The organism is Streptomyces sp. NPDC059169, from assembly GCF_042755225.1.
Lineage (GTDB): Bacteria > Actinomycetota > Actinomycetes > Streptomycetales > Streptomycetaceae > Streptomyces.
Genome location: NZ_JBHZCF010000001.1, coordinates 728,859 through 751,500 on the forward strand (window position 1 = coordinate 728,859; position 22,642 = coordinate 751,500).

At 70.8% G+C, this 22,642-nt stretch carries 22 protein-coding genes; 8 read left to right on the forward strand and 14 right to left on the reverse strand.

What is annotated here, in order from left to right:
* The first annotated feature begins 241 nt into the window (after positions 1-241).
* Both ACFXOM_RS03275 and ACFXOM_RS03280 read left to right on the forward strand, forming a co-directional pair.
* Entirely contained in the window at positions 242-748 is a 507-nt protein-coding gene (locus ACFXOM_RS03275) for a methylated-DNA--[protein]-cysteine S-methyltransferase (RefSeq protein WP_384935122.1), read from the forward strand.
* On the forward strand, positions 745-1,404 hold the full coding sequence (locus ACFXOM_RS03280; protein WP_384935119.1) for an alpha-ketoglutarate-dependent dioxygenase AlkB family protein: 660 nt from the start codon (positions 745-747) through the stop codon (positions 1,402-1,404). The genes ACFXOM_RS03275 and ACFXOM_RS03280 overlap by 4 nt, the downstream gene beginning before the upstream one ends.
* A gap of 17 nt (positions 1,405-1,421) precedes the next feature.
* Here ACFXOM_RS03280 and ACFXOM_RS03285 read toward each other — a convergent pair whose 3' ends face one another.
* Positions 1,422-1,691, reverse strand: coding sequence for a GlsB/YeaQ/YmgE family stress response membrane protein (locus tag ACFXOM_RS03285; protein WP_384935407.1), 270 nt, complete (start codon positions 1,689-1,691; stop codon positions 1,422-1,424).
* Between the two features lie 88 nt (positions 1,692-1,779).
* Between ACFXOM_RS03285 and ACFXOM_RS03290 the strand changes: the two genes are divergently transcribed.
* Entirely contained in the window at positions 1,780-3,018 is a 1,239-nt protein-coding gene (locus ACFXOM_RS03290) for an APC family permease (protein WP_384935116.1), read from the forward strand.
* Positions 3,019-3,113: 95 nt separating this feature from the next.
* On the opposite strand, the gene ACFXOM_RS03295 is transcribed toward ACFXOM_RS03290, so the two are convergent.
* The 13 genes from ACFXOM_RS03295 to ACFXOM_RS03355 form a co-directional block, all read right to left on the reverse strand.
* A complete protein-coding gene (locus ACFXOM_RS03295; protein ID WP_384935114.1) occupies positions 3,114-3,506 on the reverse strand; it encodes a YccF domain-containing protein in 393 nt (130 codons plus the stop codon).
* Positions 3,503-4,366: a zinc metalloprotease HtpX gene (gene htpX, locus ACFXOM_RS03300; protein ID WP_384935112.1), complete on the reverse strand. Its 864-nt coding sequence runs from the start codon at positions 4,364-4,366 to the stop codon at positions 3,503-3,505. The genes ACFXOM_RS03295 and htpX overlap by 4 nt, the downstream gene beginning before the upstream one ends.
* A 155-nt stretch (positions 4,367-4,521) precedes the next feature.
* Positions 4,522-4,980 carry a large conductance mechanosensitive channel protein MscL gene (gene mscL / locus ACFXOM_RS03305; RefSeq protein WP_384935110.1) on the reverse strand — a complete coding sequence of 153 codons (459 nt, stop codon included), beginning with the start codon at positions 4,978-4,980 and terminating at the stop codon, positions 4,522-4,524.
* A gap of 169 nt (positions 4,981-5,149) precedes the next feature.
* A complete protein-coding gene (locus ACFXOM_RS03310) occupies positions 5,150-6,655 on the reverse strand; it encodes an NADH-quinone oxidoreductase subunit N (RefSeq protein ID WP_384945903.1) in 1,506 nt (501 codons plus the stop codon).
* Positions 6,652-8,247: an NADH-quinone oxidoreductase subunit M gene (locus ACFXOM_RS03315; RefSeq protein WP_384935105.1), complete on the reverse strand. Its 1,596-nt coding sequence runs from the start codon at positions 8,245-8,247 to the stop codon at positions 6,652-6,654. The genes ACFXOM_RS03310 and ACFXOM_RS03315 overlap by 4 nt, the downstream gene beginning before the upstream one ends.
* 3 nt (positions 8,248-8,250) lie before the next feature.
* On the reverse strand, positions 8,251-10,236 hold the full coding sequence (locus tag ACFXOM_RS03320) for an NADH-quinone oxidoreductase subunit L (protein ID WP_385036816.1): 1,986 nt from the start codon (positions 10,234-10,236) through the stop codon (positions 8,251-8,253).
* The gene (gene nuoK, locus ACFXOM_RS03325) at positions 10,233-10,592 is read right to left on the reverse strand and encodes an NADH-quinone oxidoreductase subunit NuoK (RefSeq protein WP_385036818.1); all 360 of its coding nucleotides are present in this window, start codon (positions 10,590-10,592) and stop codon (positions 10,233-10,235) included. The genes ACFXOM_RS03320 and nuoK overlap by 4 nt, the downstream gene beginning before the upstream one ends.
* Complete coding sequence (locus ACFXOM_RS03330) at positions 10,592-11,161, reverse strand: NADH-quinone oxidoreductase subunit J (protein ID WP_385036820.1); 570 nt, start codon at positions 11,159-11,161, stop codon at positions 10,592-10,594. The genes nuoK and ACFXOM_RS03330 overlap by 1 nt, the downstream gene beginning before the upstream one ends.
* Complete coding sequence (locus ACFXOM_RS03335) at positions 11,158-11,793, reverse strand: NuoI/complex I 23 kDa subunit family protein (protein WP_384935095.1); 636 nt, start codon at positions 11,791-11,793, stop codon at positions 11,158-11,160. Before ACFXOM_RS03335 ends, ACFXOM_RS03330 begins: the two co-directional genes overlap by 4 nt.
* A complete protein-coding gene (locus ACFXOM_RS03340) occupies positions 11,793-12,761 on the reverse strand; it encodes an NADH-quinone oxidoreductase subunit H (RefSeq protein WP_385036822.1) in 969 nt (322 codons plus the stop codon). Before ACFXOM_RS03340 ends, ACFXOM_RS03335 begins: the two co-directional genes overlap by 1 nt.
* A complete protein-coding gene (locus ACFXOM_RS03345) occupies positions 12,758-14,347 on the reverse strand; it encodes an NADH-quinone oxidoreductase subunit C (protein WP_385036824.1) in 1,590 nt (529 codons plus the stop codon). The genes ACFXOM_RS03340 and ACFXOM_RS03345 overlap by 4 nt, the downstream gene beginning before the upstream one ends.
* The gene (locus tag ACFXOM_RS03350) at positions 14,344-14,958 is read right to left on the reverse strand and encodes an NADH-quinone oxidoreductase subunit B (RefSeq protein WP_384935087.1); all 615 of its coding nucleotides are present in this window, start codon (positions 14,956-14,958) and stop codon (positions 14,344-14,346) included. The genes ACFXOM_RS03345 and ACFXOM_RS03350 overlap by 4 nt, the downstream gene beginning before the upstream one ends.
* The gene (locus ACFXOM_RS03355; RefSeq protein ID WP_384945898.1) at positions 14,949-15,350 is read right to left on the reverse strand and encodes an NADH-quinone oxidoreductase subunit A; all 402 of its coding nucleotides are present in this window, start codon (positions 15,348-15,350) and stop codon (positions 14,949-14,951) included. The genes ACFXOM_RS03350 and ACFXOM_RS03355 overlap by 10 nt, the downstream gene beginning before the upstream one ends.
* Before the next feature lie 189 nt (positions 15,351-15,539).
* On the opposite strand from ACFXOM_RS03355, the gene ACFXOM_RS03360 reads away from it, so the two are divergent.
* From ACFXOM_RS03360 to ACFXOM_RS03380, 5 genes are all read left to right on the forward strand, one after another.
* Positions 15,540-16,766 (forward strand): sensor histidine kinase, encoded by a 1,227-nt coding sequence (locus tag ACFXOM_RS03360; protein WP_384935083.1) that lies wholly within the window; start codon positions 15,540-15,542, stop codon positions 16,764-16,766.
* Positions 16,767-16,921: 155 nt separating this feature from the next.
* Positions 16,922-18,232: a sensor histidine kinase gene (locus ACFXOM_RS03365; RefSeq protein ID WP_384935080.1), complete on the forward strand. Its 1,311-nt coding sequence runs from the start codon at positions 16,922-16,924 to the stop codon at positions 18,230-18,232.
* A gap of 459 nt (positions 18,233-18,691) precedes the next feature.
* A complete protein-coding gene (locus ACFXOM_RS03370; protein WP_384935404.1) occupies positions 18,692-19,351 on the forward strand; it encodes a response regulator in 660 nt (219 codons plus the stop codon).
* 224 nt (positions 19,352-19,575) lie between these two features.
* Entirely contained in the window at positions 19,576-21,522 is a 1,947-nt protein-coding gene (locus ACFXOM_RS03375; RefSeq protein ID WP_385036826.1) for a 2-oxoacid:acceptor oxidoreductase subunit alpha, read from the forward strand.
* Entirely contained in the window at positions 21,515-22,576 is a 1,062-nt protein-coding gene (locus ACFXOM_RS03380) for a 2-oxoacid:ferredoxin oxidoreductase subunit beta (RefSeq protein WP_384935075.1), read from the forward strand. Before ACFXOM_RS03375 ends, ACFXOM_RS03380 begins: the two co-directional genes overlap by 8 nt.
* The last annotated feature ends 66 nt before the right edge of the window (positions 22,577-22,642 follow it).

A 22,642-nucleotide genomic window follows, 5' to 3' on the forward strand; every position in this document is an offset into this window, starting at 1 on the left:
GTACAACGGCGTACGGAACAGACGCGGGGCCTTTCCCCGTCCCCGACCCGACCCCGGCAAGCGCCGTTGTGTTTGGGGGTGGGGACTCCCCCCTTTCCCCCCCCCCCCCCACCCCCGTTTCGTGTCCGGGACGCCATGTCCGAATACCGCCGGCCAGGGATGCGGTTGCGGTGCAGACTCGTCGGTGCGGGATCATCCGTGGCGAATGCTGCGGGGCTTGCAAGGAGAGAGGGACGGCGCCATGACGGTGTACACGACAGTCGACAGTCCGCTGGGCGACCTGCTGCTGGTCGGCGAGGAGACCCCGACCGCCGCGGGCGGCACGGCGCTCGTATCCCTTTCGCTGCCGGGGCAGAAGGGTGCGGCAGAGATCCAGGGCGGTTGGCGGTTCGCACCGGAGGCGTTCGAGGAGATCGCCCGGCAGTTGGGGGCCTACTTCGCGGGTCAGCTCACCGCTTTCTCGATCGCGTGCGCACGGGGTGCGGGTACGGAGTTCCAGCGCCGGGTCTGGAGGACGCTGGAGGAGATTCCGTACGGGGAGACGGTGACGTACGGAGAGGTCGCCGCACACGTCGGCTCCCCTGGGCCCGGCGTCCGGGCCGTGGGTACGGCGATCGGTCGCAATCCGCTGCTGGTCGTGAGGCCCTGCCACCGGGTGATCGGGGCCGACGGCACACTGCGCGGCTACGCGGGTGGCCTCAAGAACAAGGAGTTGCTGCTCGGGCTCGAAGGTGCGCTGGTGCCGTGACGGCCGGGCTCTTCCCCCGGGGGCGTGCCGACGTGGCGCCCGGAGCGGTACACGTGCCCGGGTGGCTGCCGACGTCGCGCCAACAGGAGCTGGTCGAGGCCTGCCGGAGCTGGGCTCGCGGGCCCGTTCCGATCCGGCACACCAGGCTGCCGCGCGGGGGCGTGATGTCCGTGCAGACGGTGTGCCTGGGCTGGCACTGGCAGCCGTACCGGTACACACGGACGGCCGATGACGTGAACGGCGCCCCGGTCGCCGAACTGCCTTCCTGGATGTGCGAGTTGGGGCGGGAGGCACTGGCGGACGCCTACGGGGACGCGGCGGCCGGAGCGGTCTACGAGCCGGACACGGCGCTGGTCAACTTCTATGACGGTGACGCCAGAATGGGCATGCACCAGGACAAGGACGAGCGGTCCGCCGCCCCGGTGGTGTCCTTGAGCGTCGGCGACACGTGCGTCTTCCGCTTCGGGAACACGGAGAACCGGGGGCGGCCCTACACCGATGTGGAATTGGCGTCCGGGGACCTGTTCGTCTTCGGCGGGGCGTCGCGGTTCGCTTACCACGGGGTGCCGAAGGTGTATCCGGGCACGGCCGATCCGGCGCTGGGCCTGGTCGGCCGGCTCAACGTCACCCTGCGGGAGACCGGGTTGGGCGGCTGAGCGCGCCCCCGCCACGGCTAGCGGGAGCGGGAGTGCCCGAACAGGACGCGGTAGGCGATCAGCAGCACGAGCGCGCCTCCGATGGCGGAGACCCACGTCGCGCCGTCGTAGAACTCCTTGGTGATCGGCCGGTCCAGGAAGCGCGCCGAAATCCACCCGCCGACGAAGGCGCCGGCGATGCCGATGAGGGTCGTGCCGATCAGACCGCCCGGGTCGCGTCCCGGCAGGAGGATTTTGGCGATGATCCCCGCGAGCAGTCCTAGGATGATCCAGCTGACGATGCCCATGCCGTGACCTGCCTTTCGTTGGGCGATGTTGTTCGGGAAGACGTCCGCAGTGCCGGGCGCGGTTGCGGCCGTCAGTAAGGTGCGGCGCATGACACAGGGGCTGCGGCGTTCGCTAGGTCTGTTCGATGCGGTCGTCATCGGACTGGGTTCGATGCTCGGAGCCGGGATCTTCGTCGCCCTGGCTCCGGCTGCCGGGTCCGCCGGGTCGGCCCCGCTGCTCCTCGCGGGACTGGGGTTGGCCGCGGTCGTGGCGTACTGCAACGCCATGGCTTCCGCACGTCTCGCGGCCGTCTACCCCGCGTCAGGCGGGACGTACGTGTACGGCCGGGAGCGGCTCGGCCCGTTCTGGGGCCATCTGGCGGGCTGGGCCTTCGTCGTCGGCAAGACCGCCTCCTGCGCGGCGATGGCGCTGACGGTCGGCGCGTACGTCTGGCCAGGGCAGGAGCACGCCGTGGCGGTCGCCGCGGTCGTGGCGCTGACCGCCGTGAACTATGCGGGCGTGCAGAAAGCGGCCTGGTTGACCCGGGCCATCGTGGCGTTCGTCCTGGCGGTCCTGGCGGCGGTGGTCGTCTCCTGCCTGTCGTCCGCTGCGGCCGATACCGGGCAACTGCTGGGGGCAGGGTCTGCTGCCGGTGGTACGGGGGGCGTGCTGCAGGCGGCGGGGCTGCTGTTCTTCGCGTTCGCCGGGTACGCGCGGATCGCCACCCTCGGTGAGGAGGTGCGGGACCCGGTCCGCACCATTCCGCGGGCGGTTCCCCTGGCACTCGGCCTGGCGCTGCTCGTGTACGTGGGTGTCGCGGTGGCGGTCCTTTCCGTGCTGGGCGCGGACGCCCTGGGGCGGGCGACGGCTCCGCTCACGGCCGCCGTCGCGGCAGCAGGGGCGGAGTGGCTCGTCCCCGTGGTGCGGGCGGGCGCGGCGGTGGGCGCGCTCGGCTCGCTGCTCGCGCTGATCCTCGGCGTCTCGAGAACGACGCTGGCGATGGCCCGGGACGGCCACCTGCCGCGTCCGCTCGCCGCCGTGCATCCCCGCTTCCAGGTGCCGCACCATGCCGAGTTGGCCGTGGGGGCGGTCGTGGCCGTCGTGGCGGCGGCGGCCGACGTCCGGGGCACGATCGGCTTCTCGTCCTTCGGTGTGCTCGTGTACTACGCCGTTGCCAACGCCTCGGCGTGGACGCTCAGCTCCCGTGTCCGGGTGCTCGCCGGTTCCGGGCTCGTCGGGTGCCTTGCACTGGCGTTCGCTCTCCCGCCGTCGTCGGTGGTGGCGGGCGCGGCGGTCCTGGCGTTGGGCGCAGGGCTGTACGCGGTCCGCGCCGGACGGACCCGCTAGCGCGGATCGCGGATCGCGGATCGCGGATCGCTGGCGTGGAACGCGGATCCACGGGACCGTTCGGACCCCTGCGGGCGGGCGCGGGACGGGGGTGGTCAGCGCACGGCGAAGGGCTGGTCGGTCCTCACGATCTCCTTGCCCAGGGGCAGCAGCGAGACGGGGATCAGCTTGAAGTTGGCGAGCCCCAGCGGAATCCCGATGATCGTGAGGCACAGGGCGATGCCCGTGACGACGTGTCCCAGGGCCAGCCACCACCCCGCGAGGACCAGCCACAGGACGTTGCCGACGCATGACGGGGCGCCCGCGTCGTGGCGCTCCACCACGGTGTAGCCGAACGGCCAGAGGGCGTAGATGCCGATGCGGAAGGCGGCCAGTCCGAAGGGGATGCCGATGATCGTGATGCAGAGGAGCACGCCGGCCAACAGATAGCCGAGGAACATCCAGAAGCCGCACAGAACGAGCCAGATGACGTTGAGGATTGTCTTCATGAGCGTCGACCTGCCATCTGTTCGAGTCGGGTGATCCGCTCCGCCATCGGCGGGTGCGTGGCGAACATCTTCGAGAGTCCCTGGCCCGGACGGAACGGATTGGCGATCATCATATGACTCGCGGTCTCGATCCGCGGCTCGGGCGGGAGCGGCAGCTGCTTCGTACCGGCCTCCAGCTTGCGCAGTGCGCTGGCGAGGGCCAACGGATCACCGGTGAGCCGGGCACCCGATGCGTCGGCCTCGTACTCGCGCGAGCGGCTGATGGCGAGCTGGATCAGGGACGCGGCGAGCGGGCCGAGAATCATGATCAGGAGCAGGCCGAGGAAGCCGGGTCCGTCGTCATCGTCCGACCGGCCTATGGGAATCAGCCAGGCGAAGTTCACCAGGAACATGATCACCGAGGCGAGGGCGCCGGCGACGGACGCGATGAGGATGTCCCGGTTGTAGACGTGGCTCAGCTCGTGGCCGACGACACCCCGCAGCTCGCGTTCGTCCAGGATCCGGAGGATGCCGTCGGTGCAGCAGACCGCTGCGTTGCGCGGATTGCGCCCCGTGGCGAAGGCGTTGGGCGCCTGGGTCGGCGAGATGTACAGCCGGGGCATGGGCTGGCGCGCCTCGGTGGAGAGCTCCCTGACCATCCGGTAGAGGGCGGGGGCTTCGAACTCGCTGACCGGGCGGGCGCGCATGGCGCGCAGGGCCAGCTTGTCGCTGTTCCAGTAGGCGTAGGCGTTCGTACCGAGCGCCACGACGACGGCGACGATGAGGCCCGTACGACCGAACAGACTGCCGATCAGGATGATGAGGGCGGACAGTCCCCCGAGGAGAACGGCGGTCCTCAGTCCATTGTGCCGGCGATGCACGGTACGCCCTCCATCTGGTGCGGCAGGGGAACCCTCTGCTGGTCGTGGTCCGCTCTCCAGTGGACCCTCCCGTACTGGTCAACGCCAGGCGAGAGCCGCGGGTTCCCCCGTCGTCACGGGCGGCGGCGCCGCCGACGATGGGCCGTTCGGATGAGTCAGCGCTGAGTGGGCAGCAGCCCGGCCTTCTCCAGCGCCTCGTGCACGGGTTCGACTTCACTGGTGCAGTGCGCGCAGCGGCTGGCGATCGCGGGGATCCCGGTGAAGCAGCGCGGGCAGTCGCGCACGGCTGCCTTGATGTCGACGGGCTCGTCCTTGGTGAAGCGGTTCTGGAACTTCATCATCGGGACGACGACGAGGAAGTAGAGCACCACCGCGGTGATCAGGAAGGCGATCGCAGCGCTGACGAACAGCCCGTAGGGGAACGTCACTCCCTGTGCGGTGAAGGTGGCCTTGCTGAAGTCCCCGGCGCCACGGGTGGCCACCCCGATCAGCGGCGTGATGAAGGCGTTGCTGAACCCGGTGACGACCGCCGTGAAGGCGGAACCGACGGCGAGACCGATCGCCATCGAGACGACGTTCCCGCGGAATATGAAGTCCTTGAACCCGCTCAGCACAGGTGGCTCTCCCTTGTCGTTCTGCCGGCCGTCCAGATGCCCTGAACACGGTGCCCGGTACGGCCCCCGCTTGTCGAACGGCCTGGTCGGACCGCTTCCGCGCGGGGGAGCGCCGCCGGGCGCCTCGTGGGGGCGCCCGCTGCCTGCCGCACCGTCGCTCCCGAGCGGCCTAGAAGAGGTCCACTCCGGCGTAGCGCAGCACCAGCTGCGGCCAACCGGACAGCAGGATGCCCACGACCCCGCTGAGGGCGATCACGGTCGTGACCAGGACGGGCGCCCGGAGCCGCTCCGCCGGGCCCTCCGGCGTCTCCTGGGGGGCGCGGAAGAGCAGGGCGGTCCACTGCAGGTAGTAGTAGAGGGCGATCACGACGTTGACGCCCATGACGACCGCGAGCCAGCCCAGGCCCGCGTCCACGGCGGCGGAGAAGACCGCGACCTTGGCGAAGAGCCCGATGACGCCGGGCGGCACACCGGCCAGGCAGAGCAGGAAGAAGCCCATCAGCAGGGCGGTCACGGGGTGTGCGGAATACAGGCCGCGGTAGTCGGCGATCCGGTTCTGCGGGTGCGTACGGGCGACCAGCGCGACGACGGCGAAGGCACCGAGGTTCACGACGGCGTACATCAGGGCGTACGCGACGGTGGAGCCGATCTGGTCGTTGCTGGAGTAGGCGGCCGCCGCGATCGGCACCAGGATGTAGCCGGCCTGCGCCACCGAGGACCAGGCCAGGAGGCGCACGGCACTGTGCGGGCGGGTGGGCGACTGCCGTACGGCCGCGACGTTCCCGGCGGTCATGGTGAGGCCGGCAAGCACCGCCACGGCGGGACCCCACACGTCCGCGTACGCCGGGAAGGCGATGACGGTCACCAGGACGAGTCCGGTGAAGCCGACGGCCTTGCCGACCACGGACAGGAACGCCGCGACGGGCACCGGCGCACCGACGTAGGTGTCGGGGACCCAGAAGTGGAAGGGCACGGCGGCCGTCTTGAAGGCGAAGCCCACCAGGGTGAGTACGACCCCCGCCTGGGCGAGGGTGTCCAGCTGCGCCGGGACGTCGTCCAGTCCCGCGCCCAGCCGGGTGAGGTGCAGGGTGCCCGTTGACGCATACACGAAGCTGACGCCGAGGAGTGTCACCGCGGTGGCGGTCACCGAGGAGAGGAAGAACTTCAGGGCCGCCTCGCTCGACATCCGGTCGCCACGCCGCAGGCCGACCAGGGCGAATGCCGGCAGCGACGCCACCTCCAGGGCGACGACGAGGGTGGCCAGATCGCGTGAGGCGGGGAGCAGGGCGGCTCCGGCCGCCGAGGACAGCAGCAGGAACCAGTACTCGCCCGCCGGCAGCCGGTTCCCGGTCTCCTTGACCGAGAGCAACGCGGTCAGCAGCGCCCCGCCGAGCACCAGGAGCTGGATGACCAGCGTGAAGTGGTCCGCGGTGTAGCTGCAGGCGTCGGGGGCTGTGGTGAGGCAGAACGTGGAGCGGTTGCCCCCGCGCAGCGGAGCGAGCGACAGCAGTGCGGCCACGAGACCGGCGATCGCCGCGTATCCGAGGAGCACCTTGTTCCGCGCGGGCACGAAGAGGTCGGCGACGAGCAGGAGCAGGGCGACCACCGCGGTGATGGTGGGCGGGGCGATCGCCAGCCAGTCGACGGACTGGACGACGGTGGCGGCCAGGGTCATGCCTTTCCTCCCGCGAGGAGCTTCTGCACGGCCGGGTCGGTGAGGCCGAGGAGGACTGCGGGCCACAGACCGGCGACGACGGTGAGGGCGACGAGCGGTGTCCATGCGGCGAACTCGTAGCCCTGGACGTCGGCGAGTTCGCGCCGACCGCCCGGGTCTTCCGCCTGGGCCAGGGATGTCCCGCCCATGCAGACGCGGCGGACGACGACCAGGAGGTAGGCGGCGGTGAGCAGGGTGCCGAGTCCGCCGATCGCCATGAAGGTGAGGAAGGCGGGGCGGCTGAGGCCCTCGGCCGGGTCGAACGCGCCGAACAGGGCGAGCATCTCGCCCCAGAATCCGGCGAGGCCGGGGAGGCCCAGGGAGGCGACGGCGGCGAAGGCGACCAGTCCGCCGAGGCGGGGGGCGCGGCCGTAGAGGGCGGCGCCGGTCGTTCCGGCGAGCGTGTCGAGGTCCGCGGTGCCGTAGCGGTCCTTGACGGCACCGACCAGGAAGAAGAGGAGGCCGGTGATGAGGCCGTGGGCGATGTTGGCGAAGAGCGCGCCGTTGACGCCGGTGGGGGTCATGGTCGCGATACCGAGGAGCACGAAGCCCATGTGGCCGACGGAGGAGTACGCGATCAGGCGCTTGAGGTCGCCCTTGGCCCCGGGCCTGGCCAGGGCGAGGCAGGCGAGGGAGCCGTAGATGATGCCGACGACCGCGAACGCCGCGAGGTACGGGGCGAAGTACTGCATCCCGTCGGGGGCGATCGGCAGGATGATCCGGACGAATCCGTACGTGCCCATCTTCAGCAGCACACCGGCGAGGAGGACCGAGCCGACGGTCGGGGCGGCCGTGTGGGCGTCCGGGAGCCAGCTGTGCAGGGGCCACATCGGGGTCTTCACCGCGAGTCCGATCCCGATGGCGAGAACGGCGATGAACTGCACGGACGTGCTGAGCCCCCGGCCGTTGTCAGTGGCGAGTGCCACCATGTCGAACGTGCCGGCCTTGATTCCCACGAGGAGCAGGCCGAGCAGCATGACGACCGAACCGAGCAGCGTGAAGAGGATGAACTTCCAGGCCGACCTGCGGCGTTGCTCACCGCCCCAGCGGGCGATGAGGAAGTACATCGGGACGAGCACCGTCTCGAAGGCCAGGAAGAAGAGCAGCAGGTCGAGGACGGCGAAGGTGGCGAGGGTGCCGGACTCCAGGACGAGCAGCAGGGCGACGAATGCCTTCGGGGAGGGGCCCGACGGCATGGTGAAGTAGCTGTACAGCGCGCAGAGGAAGGTCAGCAGCGCGGTCAGGACGAGGAGGGGGAGGGAAATGCCGTCGACACCGAGGTGGATCCGCACGTCCAACGCGGGGATCCAGCTGATGTCCGTGGTGGCCTGCATCTTTGACGGCTGGGCATGGTCGAACCCCAACGCGAGGACGATGGCGGCGGCCAGGATGACGGCGGTGACGATCACACCGTGGCGGAGCACGGCCTGGTCCGGCGACCTCCCCTTCAGCCCCGGCGGGGCCGGGAGGAGGACTGCGGCGGCGCCGATGAGCGGGCCCACGACGATGAACGCGAGAAGGAACTGCATCACGGATTCACTGATATCGATCACGGCTCACGCTCCTGCGGCGACGAGTACGGCCGCGATCGCCAGGATGACCGAGCCGGCGAGCAGGGCACTCAGGTAGGTCTGCACATTGCCGGTCTGGGCACGCCGCACGAGCCATCCCAGCCAGTTGGTGCCGGTCCCGGCGCCGCGCACGTACGTGTCCACGACCTCGCGGTCGAGGAAGCGGACCAGTTCGGCCGCTGCCTGGACGGGCCTGACGAACAGCGCACGGTAGACGGCGTCGAGGTGGAAGCCGGCGGCTGCCGCGTGGTGCAACGGGCCGAGGAGCAACCTTCCGGGGTCGGCCGGATCGGCGGTGGGATGCGGCAGGTGGAGGGCTTCCGCTTCGACGAGGGCCGGCTCGGCGTCCGGGTGGGCCACGGTCGCCGGGCGGACGGCGGCACTCGCCCGGGCGCGTGCGGCGAGTGCCGTCGTGTGCCGCCAGGTGGCGTAGGTCACCAGCCCTCCGACCAGGGCGACGCCGGTTCCGAGCACGGCGGTGGTCAGCGTCGGGACGAGTTCCCTACCGCCGAACCACTCGTCGAGGTAGGCCGCCGTCAGGCCGAAGCCGAGCGAGGGGAGCGCGAGCACCCAGAGCACCGCGTTCATGACGAGGGGCTGCCTGCCGTGGTCGGGTGCCTCGGCTCCGCGGCCGCGGAAGGCCAGGAGCCACAGGCGGGTGGCGTAGGCAGCGGTGAGCAGGGCGGTGAGGAGGGCCGCGACCAGGACGGTCCAGCCCGCCGCGGTGGGCACGCCGCTGGAATCACCGAGCACCGCGTGCTCGGCTGCGGCCAGGACGGCTTCCTTGGAGAAGAAGCCGGCGAAGGGAGGGATGGCGACCAGTGCGAGCAAGGCGATCGTCATCGTCCAGTACGCGTCGGGGATGCGGCCGGCGAGGCCGCGCATCCGGGACATGGCGCTGAGCGAGTTGGTTCCGGCCGCATGGATGACGACACCGGCCGCGAGGAAGAGGAGCGCCTTGAACGCGCCGTGCGAGATGAGGTGGAACACGGCGGCCCCACGGTCGCCGACAGCCAGGGCGCCGAGCATGTAGCCGAGCTGACCGATCGTCGAGTAGGCGAGGACCCGCTTGATGTCGTCCTGGGCGAGGGCGGCGAGCGCCGACCCGACCATGGTGACGGCGGCCATCACCGCCATCACGACGAGCGTCACCGCGGAGGCGGTGAACAGAGGGAGGAGGCGTGCGACGAAGTACACGCCCGCGGCGACCATGGTGGCCGCGTGGATCAGTGCCGACACCGGCGTGGGGCCGGCCATGGCATCGGGGAGCCAGGTGTGCAGCGGGAACTGCGCGGACTTGCCCGCCACACCGGCGAGCAGCAGTAGTGCCACCAGCGTCGGGTGGTCGACGGCGCCGGCGGCGACCGCGCCGAGGATCCCGGTGATGCGGAACGTTCCGGCGTCCACGGCCAGCGCGAACAGTCCGAAGAGGAAGGGGACGTCGCCGAGCTTGGTGACCAGGAAGGCCTTCAGGGACGCTGCCCGCGCCTCGGGCGTCTCCCAGTAGTGGCCGACGAGGAAGTACGAGCAGATGCCCATGATCTCCCAGCCGACCAGCAGCACCATGAGGTCGCCGGAGTAGACGACGAGCAGCATGGCGGAGGTGAAGAGGGAGACGAGGGCGGCGTACGAGGGGTAGCGGGGATCGTCGCGCAGGTAGGCCGTCGAGTAGATCTGCACGCAGGAAGCGACGACCCCGACCAGCACGGCGACCAGGACCGCGAAGCCGTCGAGGTACAGGGCCAGGTCGATCGGCACCGAGCCGGTCGGGGTGAGCTGCGTGGCAGCGGTGATCGGCTTGCCGCCGCCCTGGCGTACGGCGACGAGGACCGCGAGCGCGGTCGCGGTCAGCGTCGGCACGACGGCCAGCGGACGTACGAAGCCGGGTGCCGTCCGGCCGAGGAGCAGCCCAGCCACGGCACCGAGGAACGGGAGGAGGGGGACGAGTACGGCGAGGGTCGTCGTGGTCACGCGGTGGCCTCAGCCTTCTCTGCCGAGGCGGGGGCGTTCCCGGCCTCGGAGCCCTCGGCGTTGTCGCGGAGCCTGTCGATGTCGGAGGTGCCCCGGTTGCGGTACACCATCAGGACGATCGCCAGGCCGATGCCGATCTCCGCGGCGGCGATGGCGATGGTGAACAGGGTGAGCGCCTGGCCGGCGTGCACGGTGTCACGGAGCCAGACGTCGAAGGCGACCAGGTTCAGGTTGACCGCGTTGAGCATCAGTTCGACGGACATCAGGACCAGGATCGCGTTGCGGCGTGCGAGCACTCCGTACAGCCCTGTGCAGAAGAGGAGGGCGGAGAGCACCGCGGGATAGGCGAGATGCATCAGCGCTTCTCCTCCGGGTCCTTCGAGCTCTTGCGGGACAGGACGATCGCACCGACGAGGGCGGCAAGGAGCAGCACGGACAGCGCCTCGAACGGCAGCACCCAGTGCCGGAAGAGCGTCTCGCCCGTGACTCGGGTGGAGCCCTGCACCGGTCCTTCCAGGTCGATCCAGGTCGTGCGGAAGGCGTCGACGACCACCCAGACCAGGGCGGCCGCGGCGGCCACGGCGACGGCGAGCGCGGCTGGGCGGTTGCCGGAGTCCGCGTCCGGGGAGCGTCCGATGGGGGCCTTGGTGAGCATCAGCCCGAAGAGGAGGAGGACCACGACGGAGCCGACGTAGATCAGCACCTGGACCCAGGCGATGAACTCCGCGGTGAGCAGGAGGTACTCGACGGCGAGACCGCCCAGTGCCACGACCAGCCAGAGGGCGGCGTGGACCAGTTGCTTGGTCGTGACCGTGACGACGGCCGCGCCGAGGGTGCCGATGCCGACGAGGAGGAACGCGATCTCGACGCCCGTCGGGGACAGGAAGCCGTTCCCGGCCGGGCCGAGGGCTGCGGCGAGCGTCATGCCTGTCCTCCCTCGGAGGGCGGGGTGGTGGAACTTCCCGGGTCGGTGGTCGGCGCCGTGGTGCCCGGCGCCTCGCCGGCGTCCGCCTGCGCTGCGGCGAGCTTCTCCGCGGCCTTGCGCGCAGCGCTGAACTCCTTGGGCTCCTCCGCCGCCGGGTCGAGCGCGGGCGGCGCCGGGACTGTCCACATCCATTCGCGGAGCTTGTCCCGCTCGTGGGTGAGTTCGCGGATGTCCGTCTCCGCGTACTCGAACTCGGGGGACCAGAACAGCGCGTCGAAGGGACAGACCTCGATGCAGATGCCGCAGTACATGCAGAGCGAGAAGTCGATCGCGAACCGGTCGAGGACGTTGCGGCTGCGTTCGCGGCCTCCGGGAGTGGATGCGGGCACCGTCTCCTTGTGGGAGTCGATGTAGATGCACCAGTCGGGGCACTCGCGGGCGCAGAGCATGCAGACCGTGCAGTTCTCCTCGAACAGCCCGATGACACCGCGGGTGCGCGGCGGGAGTTCGGGCTGGACGTCCGGGTACTGCGCGGTGTGCGAGCGCCTCGTCATCGTCCGCAGGGTGACGGCGAGGCCCTTGGCGAGGCCGGAACCCGGGATACGGGACCGGGTGGGGTGCGACTCGGCCATTACTGCATCACCACCTTGACGACTCCGGTGAGGGCGATCTGGGCGAGGGCGAGCGGGATGAGCGTCGTCCAGGCGAGCTTCTGCAGTTGGTCCTCACGCAGCCGGGGGTAGCTGACCCGCAGCCAGATCACCACGAAGGTGAGCACGGCCGTCTTGAGCAGGGTCCAGACCCAGCCCAGACCGTCGGCACCGAACGGGCCGTGCCAGCCGCCGAGGAAGAGGACGGTGGTCAAACCGCAGAGGACGACGATGCCCGCGTATTCGGCGAGGAGGAAGAGCGCGAAACGGAGTCCGGTGTACTCGGTGTACGCGCCGAAGATGATCTCGGAGTCGGCGACCGGCATGTCGAACGGCGGCCGCTGCAGCTCGGCGAGGCCCGCGACGAAGAAGACCAGGGCGCCCACGATCTGCCACGGCACCCACCACCAGGCGAAGGCGTTCAGGATGCCCGGCAGCGACACGGTGCCCGCCGCCATCGCGACGGACGCCGCGGTGAGCAGCATCGGCAGCTCGTACGCCAGGAGCTGGGCGGCGGTGCGCAGTCCGCCGAGGAGGGAGAACTTGTTGGCCGACGCCCAGCCCGCCATCAGCGAGCCCAGCACGCCGACGCCCATGACGGCGAGTACGAAGAAGATGCCGGCGTCGACGACCTGGCCCACCGCGCCCTCGCTCGGGCCGATCGGGATCGCCACCAGCACGAGCAGGTACGGGAGCAGGGCGACTGCGGGGGCGAGCTGGAAGATGCGGCGGTCGGCGTCGGCCGGGACCACATCCTCCTTCTGGGCGAACTTCACGCCGTCCGCGACGAGCTGCGCCCAGCCGTGGAAGCCGCCGGCGTACATGGGGCCGAGACGGCCCTGCATGTGGGCCATCACCTTGTGTTCGGTCTGCCCGATGACGAGGGGCATGACGAGGAACACGGCGAAGATGACGATCAGCCGCAGGGCGACATCGAGTGCGTCGTTCACGCGCGGTCGCCTCCTGTGGCGTCGTCCGGCGAGGACCCGGATCCTTCCGTGGACCCGGCCCGGGAACCGGGAGTGGTGGTCGATGGGGCGTCGGTGGTGGTCGCCTCGGGCGCGGGTCCTCGTCCCGGCCCGGTGGCGGCCCCGGGGTCGGCCGGCGGGCCCGGGGCGGGTCCCGGTTCCGCCGCGGTCCCGGCTTGGGCCTCCGGCGCGGAGTCGGGCGCCGGCTCGTCTTCGTCGTCCGGCTCGGTGCCGGATCGGACCGGGGGGTCCTCGTCCTGGGTCTGCGGCTCAGGCGCCGACCCGGCTTCCGACGGTTCCCCGTGCATCGGCACGGGCTCGGCGGGACCGTGTCCGGCTTCCCCCTCGGGCCCGGGCCCGGCGACGTCGGGCTGCTCCGGCTCCGGCTTCGCGGCCGGCTCGGCTCCGTCGGCCCCCGGCCGTGCGGGAGCGGCGGCCGTCCGCGCGGATCCGTCCTCCGGCGTCGCACCGGCTTCGGGCTCCGGCGTCGCACCCGGCTCGGCCGTCACGGTCCCGGCTGCCCCGGGATCCTCCGGTTTCGTTCCTGCGTCCGGCCGCGTCGTGCGGCTGCCCTCGGACGGCTCGGCGTCGTCGAACGCCGGGCGGGCGTGGTGCCAGGGAGCGTCGGTGCCGTGGGTGCGCGGAGGAGTGGAAGCTGGTTTCGCCACGGTGTCCGGGGACTGGCTCGCCGAGCCGTCGGCCGCGCTGCGGGAGCGGCGCGGCCGGGCCGTCCCGGGGGGCGCCCCCTCCGTCGGCCCCGGGCGCTGGCTGGCTGACCCCTCCGAGACACTGCGGGAACGACGCGCCGGAGCACCGGCACCGCCGCGGGCCGCCGGACCGGCCGGAGTCGCCGCGTCCGCCGGAGTCGCCGTGTCCGCCGGAGTCGCCCCCGCCTGACTCGCCGAACCTTCCGAGACACTGCGGGTGCGGCGCGGCGGGCGTTCCCCCGCGGCCCGGGGAGTACGGGCCGGACGCGCCGGAGCGGGCGGGAGCTGTCCCTTGAGCGGCCCCCACTCGTTGGGGTCCGGGACGCCGGGCGGCAGCATCTGCCGCCGCTTGGGACCCCCGTGGTCCGACTCCCCCGGCTCCTTCGCACCGGGCCATGCCTTGGCGACCCTGGCCGCGAGCACGAAGTCCTTGCGCAGCGGATGTCCCTCGAAGCCTTCCGGCAGGAGCAGCGGGACGAGGTGGGGGTGCCCGGTAAAGTCGACGCCGAACATCTCGTGCGTCTCGCGCTCGTGCCAGGCCGCACCCGCGTAGACCTCCACGGCGGAGGCCAGCACGGGCTGTGCGTGGGGCACCGTCGTGCGCAGCAGCAGCCGGCGGACGCCCTGCTCCCCGGGTCCACCGCCCAGGGCGACGAGGTGCGCGCAGACCCGGAAACCCGTGTCCCGTTCGTCGACGGCGCTGAGCCAGTCGAAATAGGTGCAGCCGAGTTCGTCGCGGGCGGTGCTCAGTGCGTCGGTCCACGAGGCGGCAGGCACGTCGATCGTCAGCAGGTCGTACGCCTGCTCTGCCGTGGCGTCGGGGCCGAAGCGCCCGGCGACGTCCGTGTCGAAGGCGGTCACGAGGCGGCTCCCGGACCGGACGGGGCGGGAGGCGGGGTGACCAGGCCGCTGCGGAGTTCGTTCTCGGAGGCGTGGCCGGCGGCGGCTCCGTAGCGCTCTCCCAGCGACTCCCTCGCGATCTTCTCCTGCAGCTTGAGGATGCCCTGGAGCAGGGCCTCGGGTCGCGGCGGGCATCCCGGTACGTAGACGTCGACGGGGATGATCTGGTCGACGCCCTTGGTCACCGAGTACGAGTCCCAGTACGGTCCGCCGCAGTTCGAGCAGGCACCGAAGGAGATCACGTACTTCGGTTCGGGCATCTGCTCGTACAGCCGCTTCACCGCGGGCGCCATCTTGTCGGTCACCGTGCCCGACACGACCATCAGGTCGGCCTGGCGGGGACCTGGCGCGAAGGGGATCACACCGAGCCGGATGAAGTCGTGCCGGGCCATCGACGCGGCGATGAACTCGATCGCGCAGCAGGCCAGTCCGAAGTTGAAGACCCACAGGCTGTAGCGGCGGCCCCAGTTCAGGACCACCTTCATGGGCTCGGGAGCCAGCCGGGCGAGCGCGCCGAGGCGCCGCGGCTCGGGCAGCGGCTGCGGCTCGGGGGTCTGCGGGGTCACGTCCATGCGAGGACGCCCTTCTTCCATGCGTAGAGCAGTCCCACGGCCAGGAAGCCGAGGAAGATGAACATCTCCACGAGCGTCGTCGCGCCGTACCCGGCCGCGGCGAAGACCGTGGCCCAAGGGAAGAGGAAGATCGAGTCCACGGCGAAGATCACGTAGAGGAAGGCGTAGACGTAGTAGCGGACCTGGGTGTGGGCCCAGCCCTCCCCCACGGGGTCGACGCCGCACTCGTATGTGAGCATCTTCTCCCGGGTCGGCACGACCGGACGCAGCAGGCGCCCGGCGGCGAAGGCCACCGCGACGAAGAGCACGCCGATGAGGGCGAGCAGTCCGACGACCGAGTAGCTCGTGAAGTAGCCCGCCGCGAGTACGGCCGATCCGGTCGGTTCCCGCACGTCCGCCCCTCGCTCCCTGCCCGTTCGACGATCTGTACGCACGGGAGTCTAGGCCCTGTTAAAAGGACGGTAAGCAGCTGTGTCACGCATCGGACGGGATCGGCGCCTCCGCAGGTGGGGATATCCCGACCCCTGCCCGGCCGCCCTACCCCATGGTGCACCCGAACGCGACCGTGCAGTCTGTGGCCCATGACCGCGACCAGCACCGAATCGGACCACCGCCCGGGCGACCGCGAAGGGTCGCCGCAGCCGAGCGCGGCCTTCGACCGTCACACCTGGAAGGAGATCGCGCACCTCCTCTCCGACCTGCCCGCGGGACTCCTCGGTTTCTGCTACACGGTGCTCGTGCTCTCGACCGGGGCGGGGCTGTCGGTGACGGTCATCGGCCTGCCCCTGCTCGTGGCCGGACTGTCCGGAGCACGCCACCTCGGGAAGGTCGAGCGGGCACGGGCACGGACCCTGCTCGGCGTTCGGGTGGAGGAACCCAGCAGGCTGCCGCGCACCCGCGGCGGGTTCTTCGGCTGGATGTGGAGGGGACTGAAGGACCCGGTGGCCTGGCGGACCCTCCTGTACGGGTTCATCCGGCTGCCGTGGAGCGTCCTGGCCTTCACCGTCACGCTGGTGGGGCTGGTGGTGCTCTGGCCGGTGCTGCCGTTCCTGGTCCGGATGATGGCCGGGGCCGACCGCGCGATGGTGCGGGGGCTGCTGTCGCCCTCCGACGAACTGGAGCGGCGCGTCGTGGAGCTGGAGTCGGACCGGGGTGTGGTCGTGGACACGGCAGCAGCCGACCTACGACGCATCGAACGGGACCTCCACGACGGCGCGCAAGCCCGACTGGTCGCCCTCGCCATGGACCTCGGACTGGCCAAGGAAAAACTCCTCGACGACCCCGACACCGCCGCAGCCATGGTCGACGAAGCACACGGCGAAGTGAAACTCGCCCTCCAGGAACTACGCGACCTCGCCCGCGGCATCCACCCCGCCGTCCTCACCGACCGCGGCCTCGACGCCGCCCTCTCCGCCATCGCCTCCCGCTGCACCGTCCCCGTCCACGTCACCGTCGACCTCCCCACCCGACCCGCCCAGGCCATCGAAGGCATCGCCTACTTCACCGTCTCCGAACTCCTCCAGAACATCAGCAAACACAGCAACGCCCACACCGCCACCGTCGACGTATGGCGCACCGAAAACCGACTCATGCTCCAAGTCCGCGACGACGGCCACGGCGGCGCAACACCCTCCACAGGAACCGGCCTGGCCGGACTCGCCGAACGCCTCGACGCCGTCGACGGAGTCCTCACCCTCCACTCCCCCACCGGCGGCCCCACCGTCATCACCGCCGAACTGCCCTGGCGCGACGACGCAGGGCGGTCCGGGCACGGCACCGCCGCGGGGACGCAGGCTCGTTCCCGGTAGGGGCACGGACGGGAACCGGTGGGGAAAACCCCCGGATCGGCACGGATACCGGCCGCATGGTGTGCACCGGCCGTGACCAGCAGTCTTGAGGGGTGCGGCACCGGCGCGCCGACGCCGCACCCGCCAGTCGCCCCCGAGCAGAACGGACACCGACGATGGCCATGGCATACGGACCGGGGGCCCGCGCCCCGCGTGTTCCCGCAGCGCTGCGGGCTCCGTTCGAGGGCCGCACCTGGCGCGCGTTCGGCTACCTGGTGCTGAGCCTTCCGCTCAGCATCGTCTCCTTCTCCCTCGCGGTGTCACTGGCGGCGGCCGGGGCCGGGCTGGTGGTCACGTTCCTGGGCGTGCCGGTGCTTGCCGGGACGCTCGCCATGTGCCGCGGCTTCGGCGCGGTGGAGCGGGCACGGGCACGCGCCGTGCTGGGGCTGGACGTGGCCGACCCGGCGCCGCTCCGGGTGAAGCGGGCCGGTCCGCTGGCCTGGATGGGTGCCGTGCTCAAGAGCGGGGTGTCGTGGCGCCACCTGCTGTACGCGGTGGTGCACATGCCGTGGGCGGTGTTCGCGTTCTGCGTCTCGCTGCCCCTGTGGACGTACGGCTGGGGGCTGCTGACGTATCCGCTGTGGCACTGGGTGTTCCCGGTGTTCGTCGGGCAGGACGGGCTCCAGTTGTACGGGGACCGCACGCACGACATCTACCTCGACTCGCCCGTCGAACTGGCCGTGACGAGCGCGGTGGGTCTGCTGTTCGTCCTGGTCACGCCGTGGATCATCCGCGGCCTCGCCGCGGTGGACCGGCTGCTCGTCGTGGGGCTGCTCGGGCCGTCCCGGCTGGAGGGTCGCGTCGTGGAGCTGGAGTCGGACCGGGGTGTGGTCGTGGACACGGCAGCAGCCGACCTACGACGCATCGAACGGGACCTCCACGACGGCGCGCAAGCCCGACTGGTCGCCCTCGCCATGGACCTCGGACTGGCCAAGGAAAAACTCCTCGACGACCCCGACACCGCCGCAGCCATGGTCGACGAAGCACACGGCGAAGTGAAACTCGCCCTCCAGGAACTACGCGACCTCGCCCGCGGCATCCACCCCGCCGTCCTCACCGACCGCGGCCTCGACGCCGCCCTCTCCGCCATCGCCTCCCGCTGCACCGTCCCCGTCCACGTCACCGTCGACCTCCCCACCCGACCCGCCCAGGCCATCGAAGGCATCGCCTACTTCACCGTCTCCGAACTCCTCCAGAACATCAGCAAACACAGCAACGCCCACACCGCCACCGTCGACGTATGGCGCACCGAAAACCGACTCATGCTCCAAGTCCGCGACGACGGCCACGGCGGCGCAACACCCTCCACAGGAACCGGCCTGGCCGGACTCGCCGAACGCCTCGACGCCGTCGACGGAGTCCTCACCCTCCACTCCCCCACCGGCGGCCCCACCGTCATCACCGCCGAACTGCCCTGGCGGGCGTGATCCCCGCAGCCGGGGCCCACCCCCGTCGGGGGCGGCGCCGCGCACACGCCCGTCCGACGCGCGCGCACGGACCGGGGTGGGGGCACCTCCACGGCGCGCGACGACACCCCGTCCGACGCGCTCACGGACCGGGGCCGTGGTCAACCCGGGGCTTCGCCCCGGCATCCCACCTCGGGGCGGGAACGAAGCCCGGTCGTACCCGTCACTCGCCGTGCGACGCCCTCGCGCGCGGTGTGCCCGGGTTGGGGGACCTTCGGGCCCACAGGCGGCGCCTGCGTGAGGCCCTCGCACGTGTCCGGGAACGGCCGGATCCCGACGGTCCCGGCAGCGGCACGCCGCGAGACCCCCCGCAGTAGTGGCCCGCCGGTGCGGCGACGTGCTGGGATGTGGTGAGCACGGAGGAACACGTGAATCGAACACGGGGGAAGCACGGTCGTGGAACACGTCGCTGAGGACAAGGTGCGGGTGGTCATCGCGGAGGACTCCGTCCTGCTGCGGGAGGGCCTGACCCGCCTGCTGACCGACCGCGGGCACGATGTGGTCGCGGGCGTCGCCGACGCCGACGCCCTGATCAGGACCATCGACGACCTCGCCGTGCAGGGCAGCCTGCCCGACGTCGTCGTCGCCGACGTGCGGATGCCGCCGACCCACACCGACGAGGGCGTACGCGCGGCGGTGCGGCTGCGCCGCGAGCACCCCGGGATCGGGGTGCTCGTGCTCTCGCAGTACGTGGAGGAGCGTTACGCCACGGAGCTGCTCGCCGGGAGCAGCCGCGGCGTGGGCTACCTGTTGAAGGACCGCGTCGCCGAGGTCCGCGAGTTCGTTGACGCCGTGGTGCGGGTCGCCAGCGGCGGCACCGCGCTCGACCCCGAGGTCGTGGCGCAGTTGTTGGGAAGGAGCCGCAAGCAGGACGTGCTCGCCGCGCTGACGCCGCGGGAGGGCGAGGTCCTCGGGCTCATGGCGGAGGGCCGTACGAATTCGGCCATCGCACAGCAGCTGGTGGTGAGTGACGGGGCCGTGGAGAAGCACGTGAGCAACATCTTCCTCAAGCTCGGACTGTCACCGAGCGATGGGGGTCACCGGCGTGTACTCGCCGTGCTGACCTATCTCAACTCCTAATTTGCTGACACTCTGTCAGATGGAACGCGTGATGAAACGGGAGTGTCCTACAGGAAAGGACCGGGGGGCGAACGGAACATGGCAAACGAGGGCACAACGTCGTCTCATTTCGACGTCCGGTATATGAGCGGTCCAGGGAAGGCGATCCTCACCGACGTAGGGTTGACCTTGGAGCGGCCGGCGAGCCGGCCGCAGCCCAGCCGCCTCGAAGGAGGTCCAGTTCAGTGACCAGCCAGGTCAGCAGCCCAGCGGAGCACGAAGACGAGGCAGACGAGGCCGGCGAGACCGTCGTCGGGGGGCAGCGACGGCCCGCCGGCGACAAAGAGGTGCGCCGCCTCGACCGGGTGATCATCCGCTTCGCGGGTGACTCGGGTGACGGCATGCAGTTGACGGGTGACCGGTTCACGTCAGAGACGGCCTCCTTCGGCAACGACCTGTCGACCCTTCCGAACTTCCCCGCCGAGATCCGGGCGCCCGCCGGAACGCTGCCGGGAGTGTCGAGCTTCCAGCTGCACTTCGCGGACCACGACATCCTCACGCCGGGAGACGCCCCGAACGTGCTGGTGGCGATGAACCCCGCAGCGCTGAAGGCCAACATCGCGGACGTGCCGCGCGGCGGCGAGATCATCGTGAACACGGACGAATTCGCCAAACGGGCCATGGCGAAGGTGGGCTACGACACCAGCCCGCTGGAGGACGGCTCGCTGGACGGTTACAGCGTCCACCCCGTCCCCCTGACCACGCTGACGATCGAAGCGCTGAAGGGATTCGGGCTGTCCCGCAAGGAGGCCGAGCGCAGCAAGAACATGTTCGCGTTGGGTCTGCTGTCGTGGATGTACCACCGGCCGACCGAGGGAACGGAGAAGTTCCTTCGGGCGAAGTTCGCCAAGAAGCCGGAGATCGCGGAGGCGAACGTCGCGGCGTTCCGCGCGGGCTGGAACTTCGGGGAGACGACGGAGGACTTCGCCGTCTCCTACGAGGTGGCCCCGGCCACCACGGCGTTCCCCCCGGGCACCTACCGGAACATCTCCGGGAACCTGGCCCTGTCGTACGGCCTGATCGCGGCCTCGCAGCAGGCCGACCTGCCGCTCTTCCTCGGGTCCTACCCGATCACCCCCGCCTCGGACATCCTGCACGAGCTGTCGAGGCACAAGAACTTCGGCGTGCGCACGTTCCAGGCGGAGGACGAGATCGCCGGGATCGGCGCCGCGCTGGGGGCGGCGTTCGGCGGCTCGCTCGCGGTCACGACCACTTCCGGCCCGGGCGTTGCGCTGAAGTCGGAGACGATCGGACTGGCCGTGTCGCTGGAGCTGCCGCTGCTGGTGGTCGACATCCAGCGCGGCGGTCCGTCGACGGGCCTGCCGACCAAGACCGAGCAGGCCGACCTCCTGCAGGCGATGTTCGGACGCAACGGTGAGGCCCCGGTGCCCGTGATCGCACCGCGCACCCCGGCGGACTGCTTCGACGCCGCGCTGGACGCGGCACGGATCGCGCTGACCTACCGGACCCCGGTGTTCCTGCTCTCGGACGGCTACCTGGCCAACGGCAGTGAGCCCTGGCGGATCCCCGACCCGGACGAACTGCCGGACCTCCAGACGCAGTTCGCCACCGGGCCGAACCACACGCTGGCCGACGGCACCGAGGTGTTCTGGCCTTACAAACGCGACTCGCAGACCCTGGCCCGCCCGTGGGCCGTGCCGGGCACCCCCGGTCTGGAGCACCGGATCGGCGGCATCGAGAAGCAGGACGGCACGGGGAACATCTCCTACGACCCGGCAAACCACGACTTCATGGTCCGCGTCCGCCAGGCCAAGATCGACGGCATCGAGGTGCCCGACGTCGAGCTCGACGACCCGGACGGCGCGACGACCCTGGTCCTCGGCTGGGGATCGACCTACGGGCCGATCACGGCCGCCGTCCGCCGGTTGCGGGCCGCGGGCAAGCCCGTCGCGCAGGCCCACCTGCGCCACCTCAACCCTTTCCCCAGGAATCTCGGGGAGGTCCTCGGACGTTACGAGAAGGTAGTGGTGCCGGAGATGAACCTCGGCCAGCTCGCCACGCTCATCCGGGCGAAGTACCTGGTCGACGCCCGCTCCCACAACCAGGTCAACGGCATGCCGTTCAAGGCCGAGCACCTCGCTGCGGCCCTCGAGGAGGCCATCAATGACTGAGACGGCGTCCACCCTGCTGTCACTGGTTCCCAAGGCCGAGGCCAAGCAGTCCATGAAGGACTTCAAGTCGGACCAGGAGGTCCGCTGGTGCCCCGGCTGCGGCGACTACGCGATCCTCGCGGCCGTGCAGGGCTTCATGCCCGAGCTCGGCCTGGCGAAGGAGAACATCGTCTTCGTCTCCGGCATCGGCTGCTCCTCCCGCTTCCCGTACTACATGAACACCTACGGGATGCACTCCATCCACGGCCGGGCGCCGGCCATCGCCACCGGCCTGGCCTCTTCCCGTCCCGACCTGTCCGTATGGGTCGTCACCGGGGACGGCGACGCCCTCTCCATCGGCGGCAACCACCTCATCCACGCCCTACGGCGCAACGTCAACCTGAAGATCCTGCTCTTCAACAACCGGATCTACGGCCTCACCAAGGGCCAGTACAGTCCGACCTCGGAAGTCGGCAAGATCACCAAGTCGACCCCGATGGGCTCCCTCGACGCGCCCTTCAATCCGGTGTCGCTGGCGATCGGTGCCGAGGCCTCGTTCGTCGCACGGACCGTCGACTCCGACCGCAAGCACCTCACCGAGGTGCTGCGAGCGGCGGCGGACCACCCGGGCACCGCACTGGTCGAGATCTACCAGAACTGCAACATCTTCAACGACGGTGCCTTCGACGTACTGAAGGACAAGCAGCAGGCCGAAGAGGCCGTCATCCGCCTGGAGCACGGGCAGCCGATCCGCTTCGGCGCCGACCTCTCCAAGGGTGTGGTGCGCGACGCGTCCACGGGTGACCTCAAAGCGGTCGTCGTCACCCCCGACAACGAGTCGCAGGTCCTCGTCCACGACGCGCACAGCTCCAGCCCCACCACTGCCTTCGCGTTGTCCCGGCTGGCCGACCCGCACACCCTGCACCACACTCCCATCGGAGTGTTCCGCAGCGTCGCCCGTCCGGTCTACGACACCCTGATGGCCGACCAACTCGACACCGCCATCGAGCAGAACGGGAAGGGCGACCTGTCCGTGCTGCTCGCCGGCAACGACACCTGGACGGTCGTCGGCTGACCCGGCCCTGGACGGCCGCCGGCCGATCCGACCATGCGCACCGGGCTCGGCCCTCCTGAGGAGGGC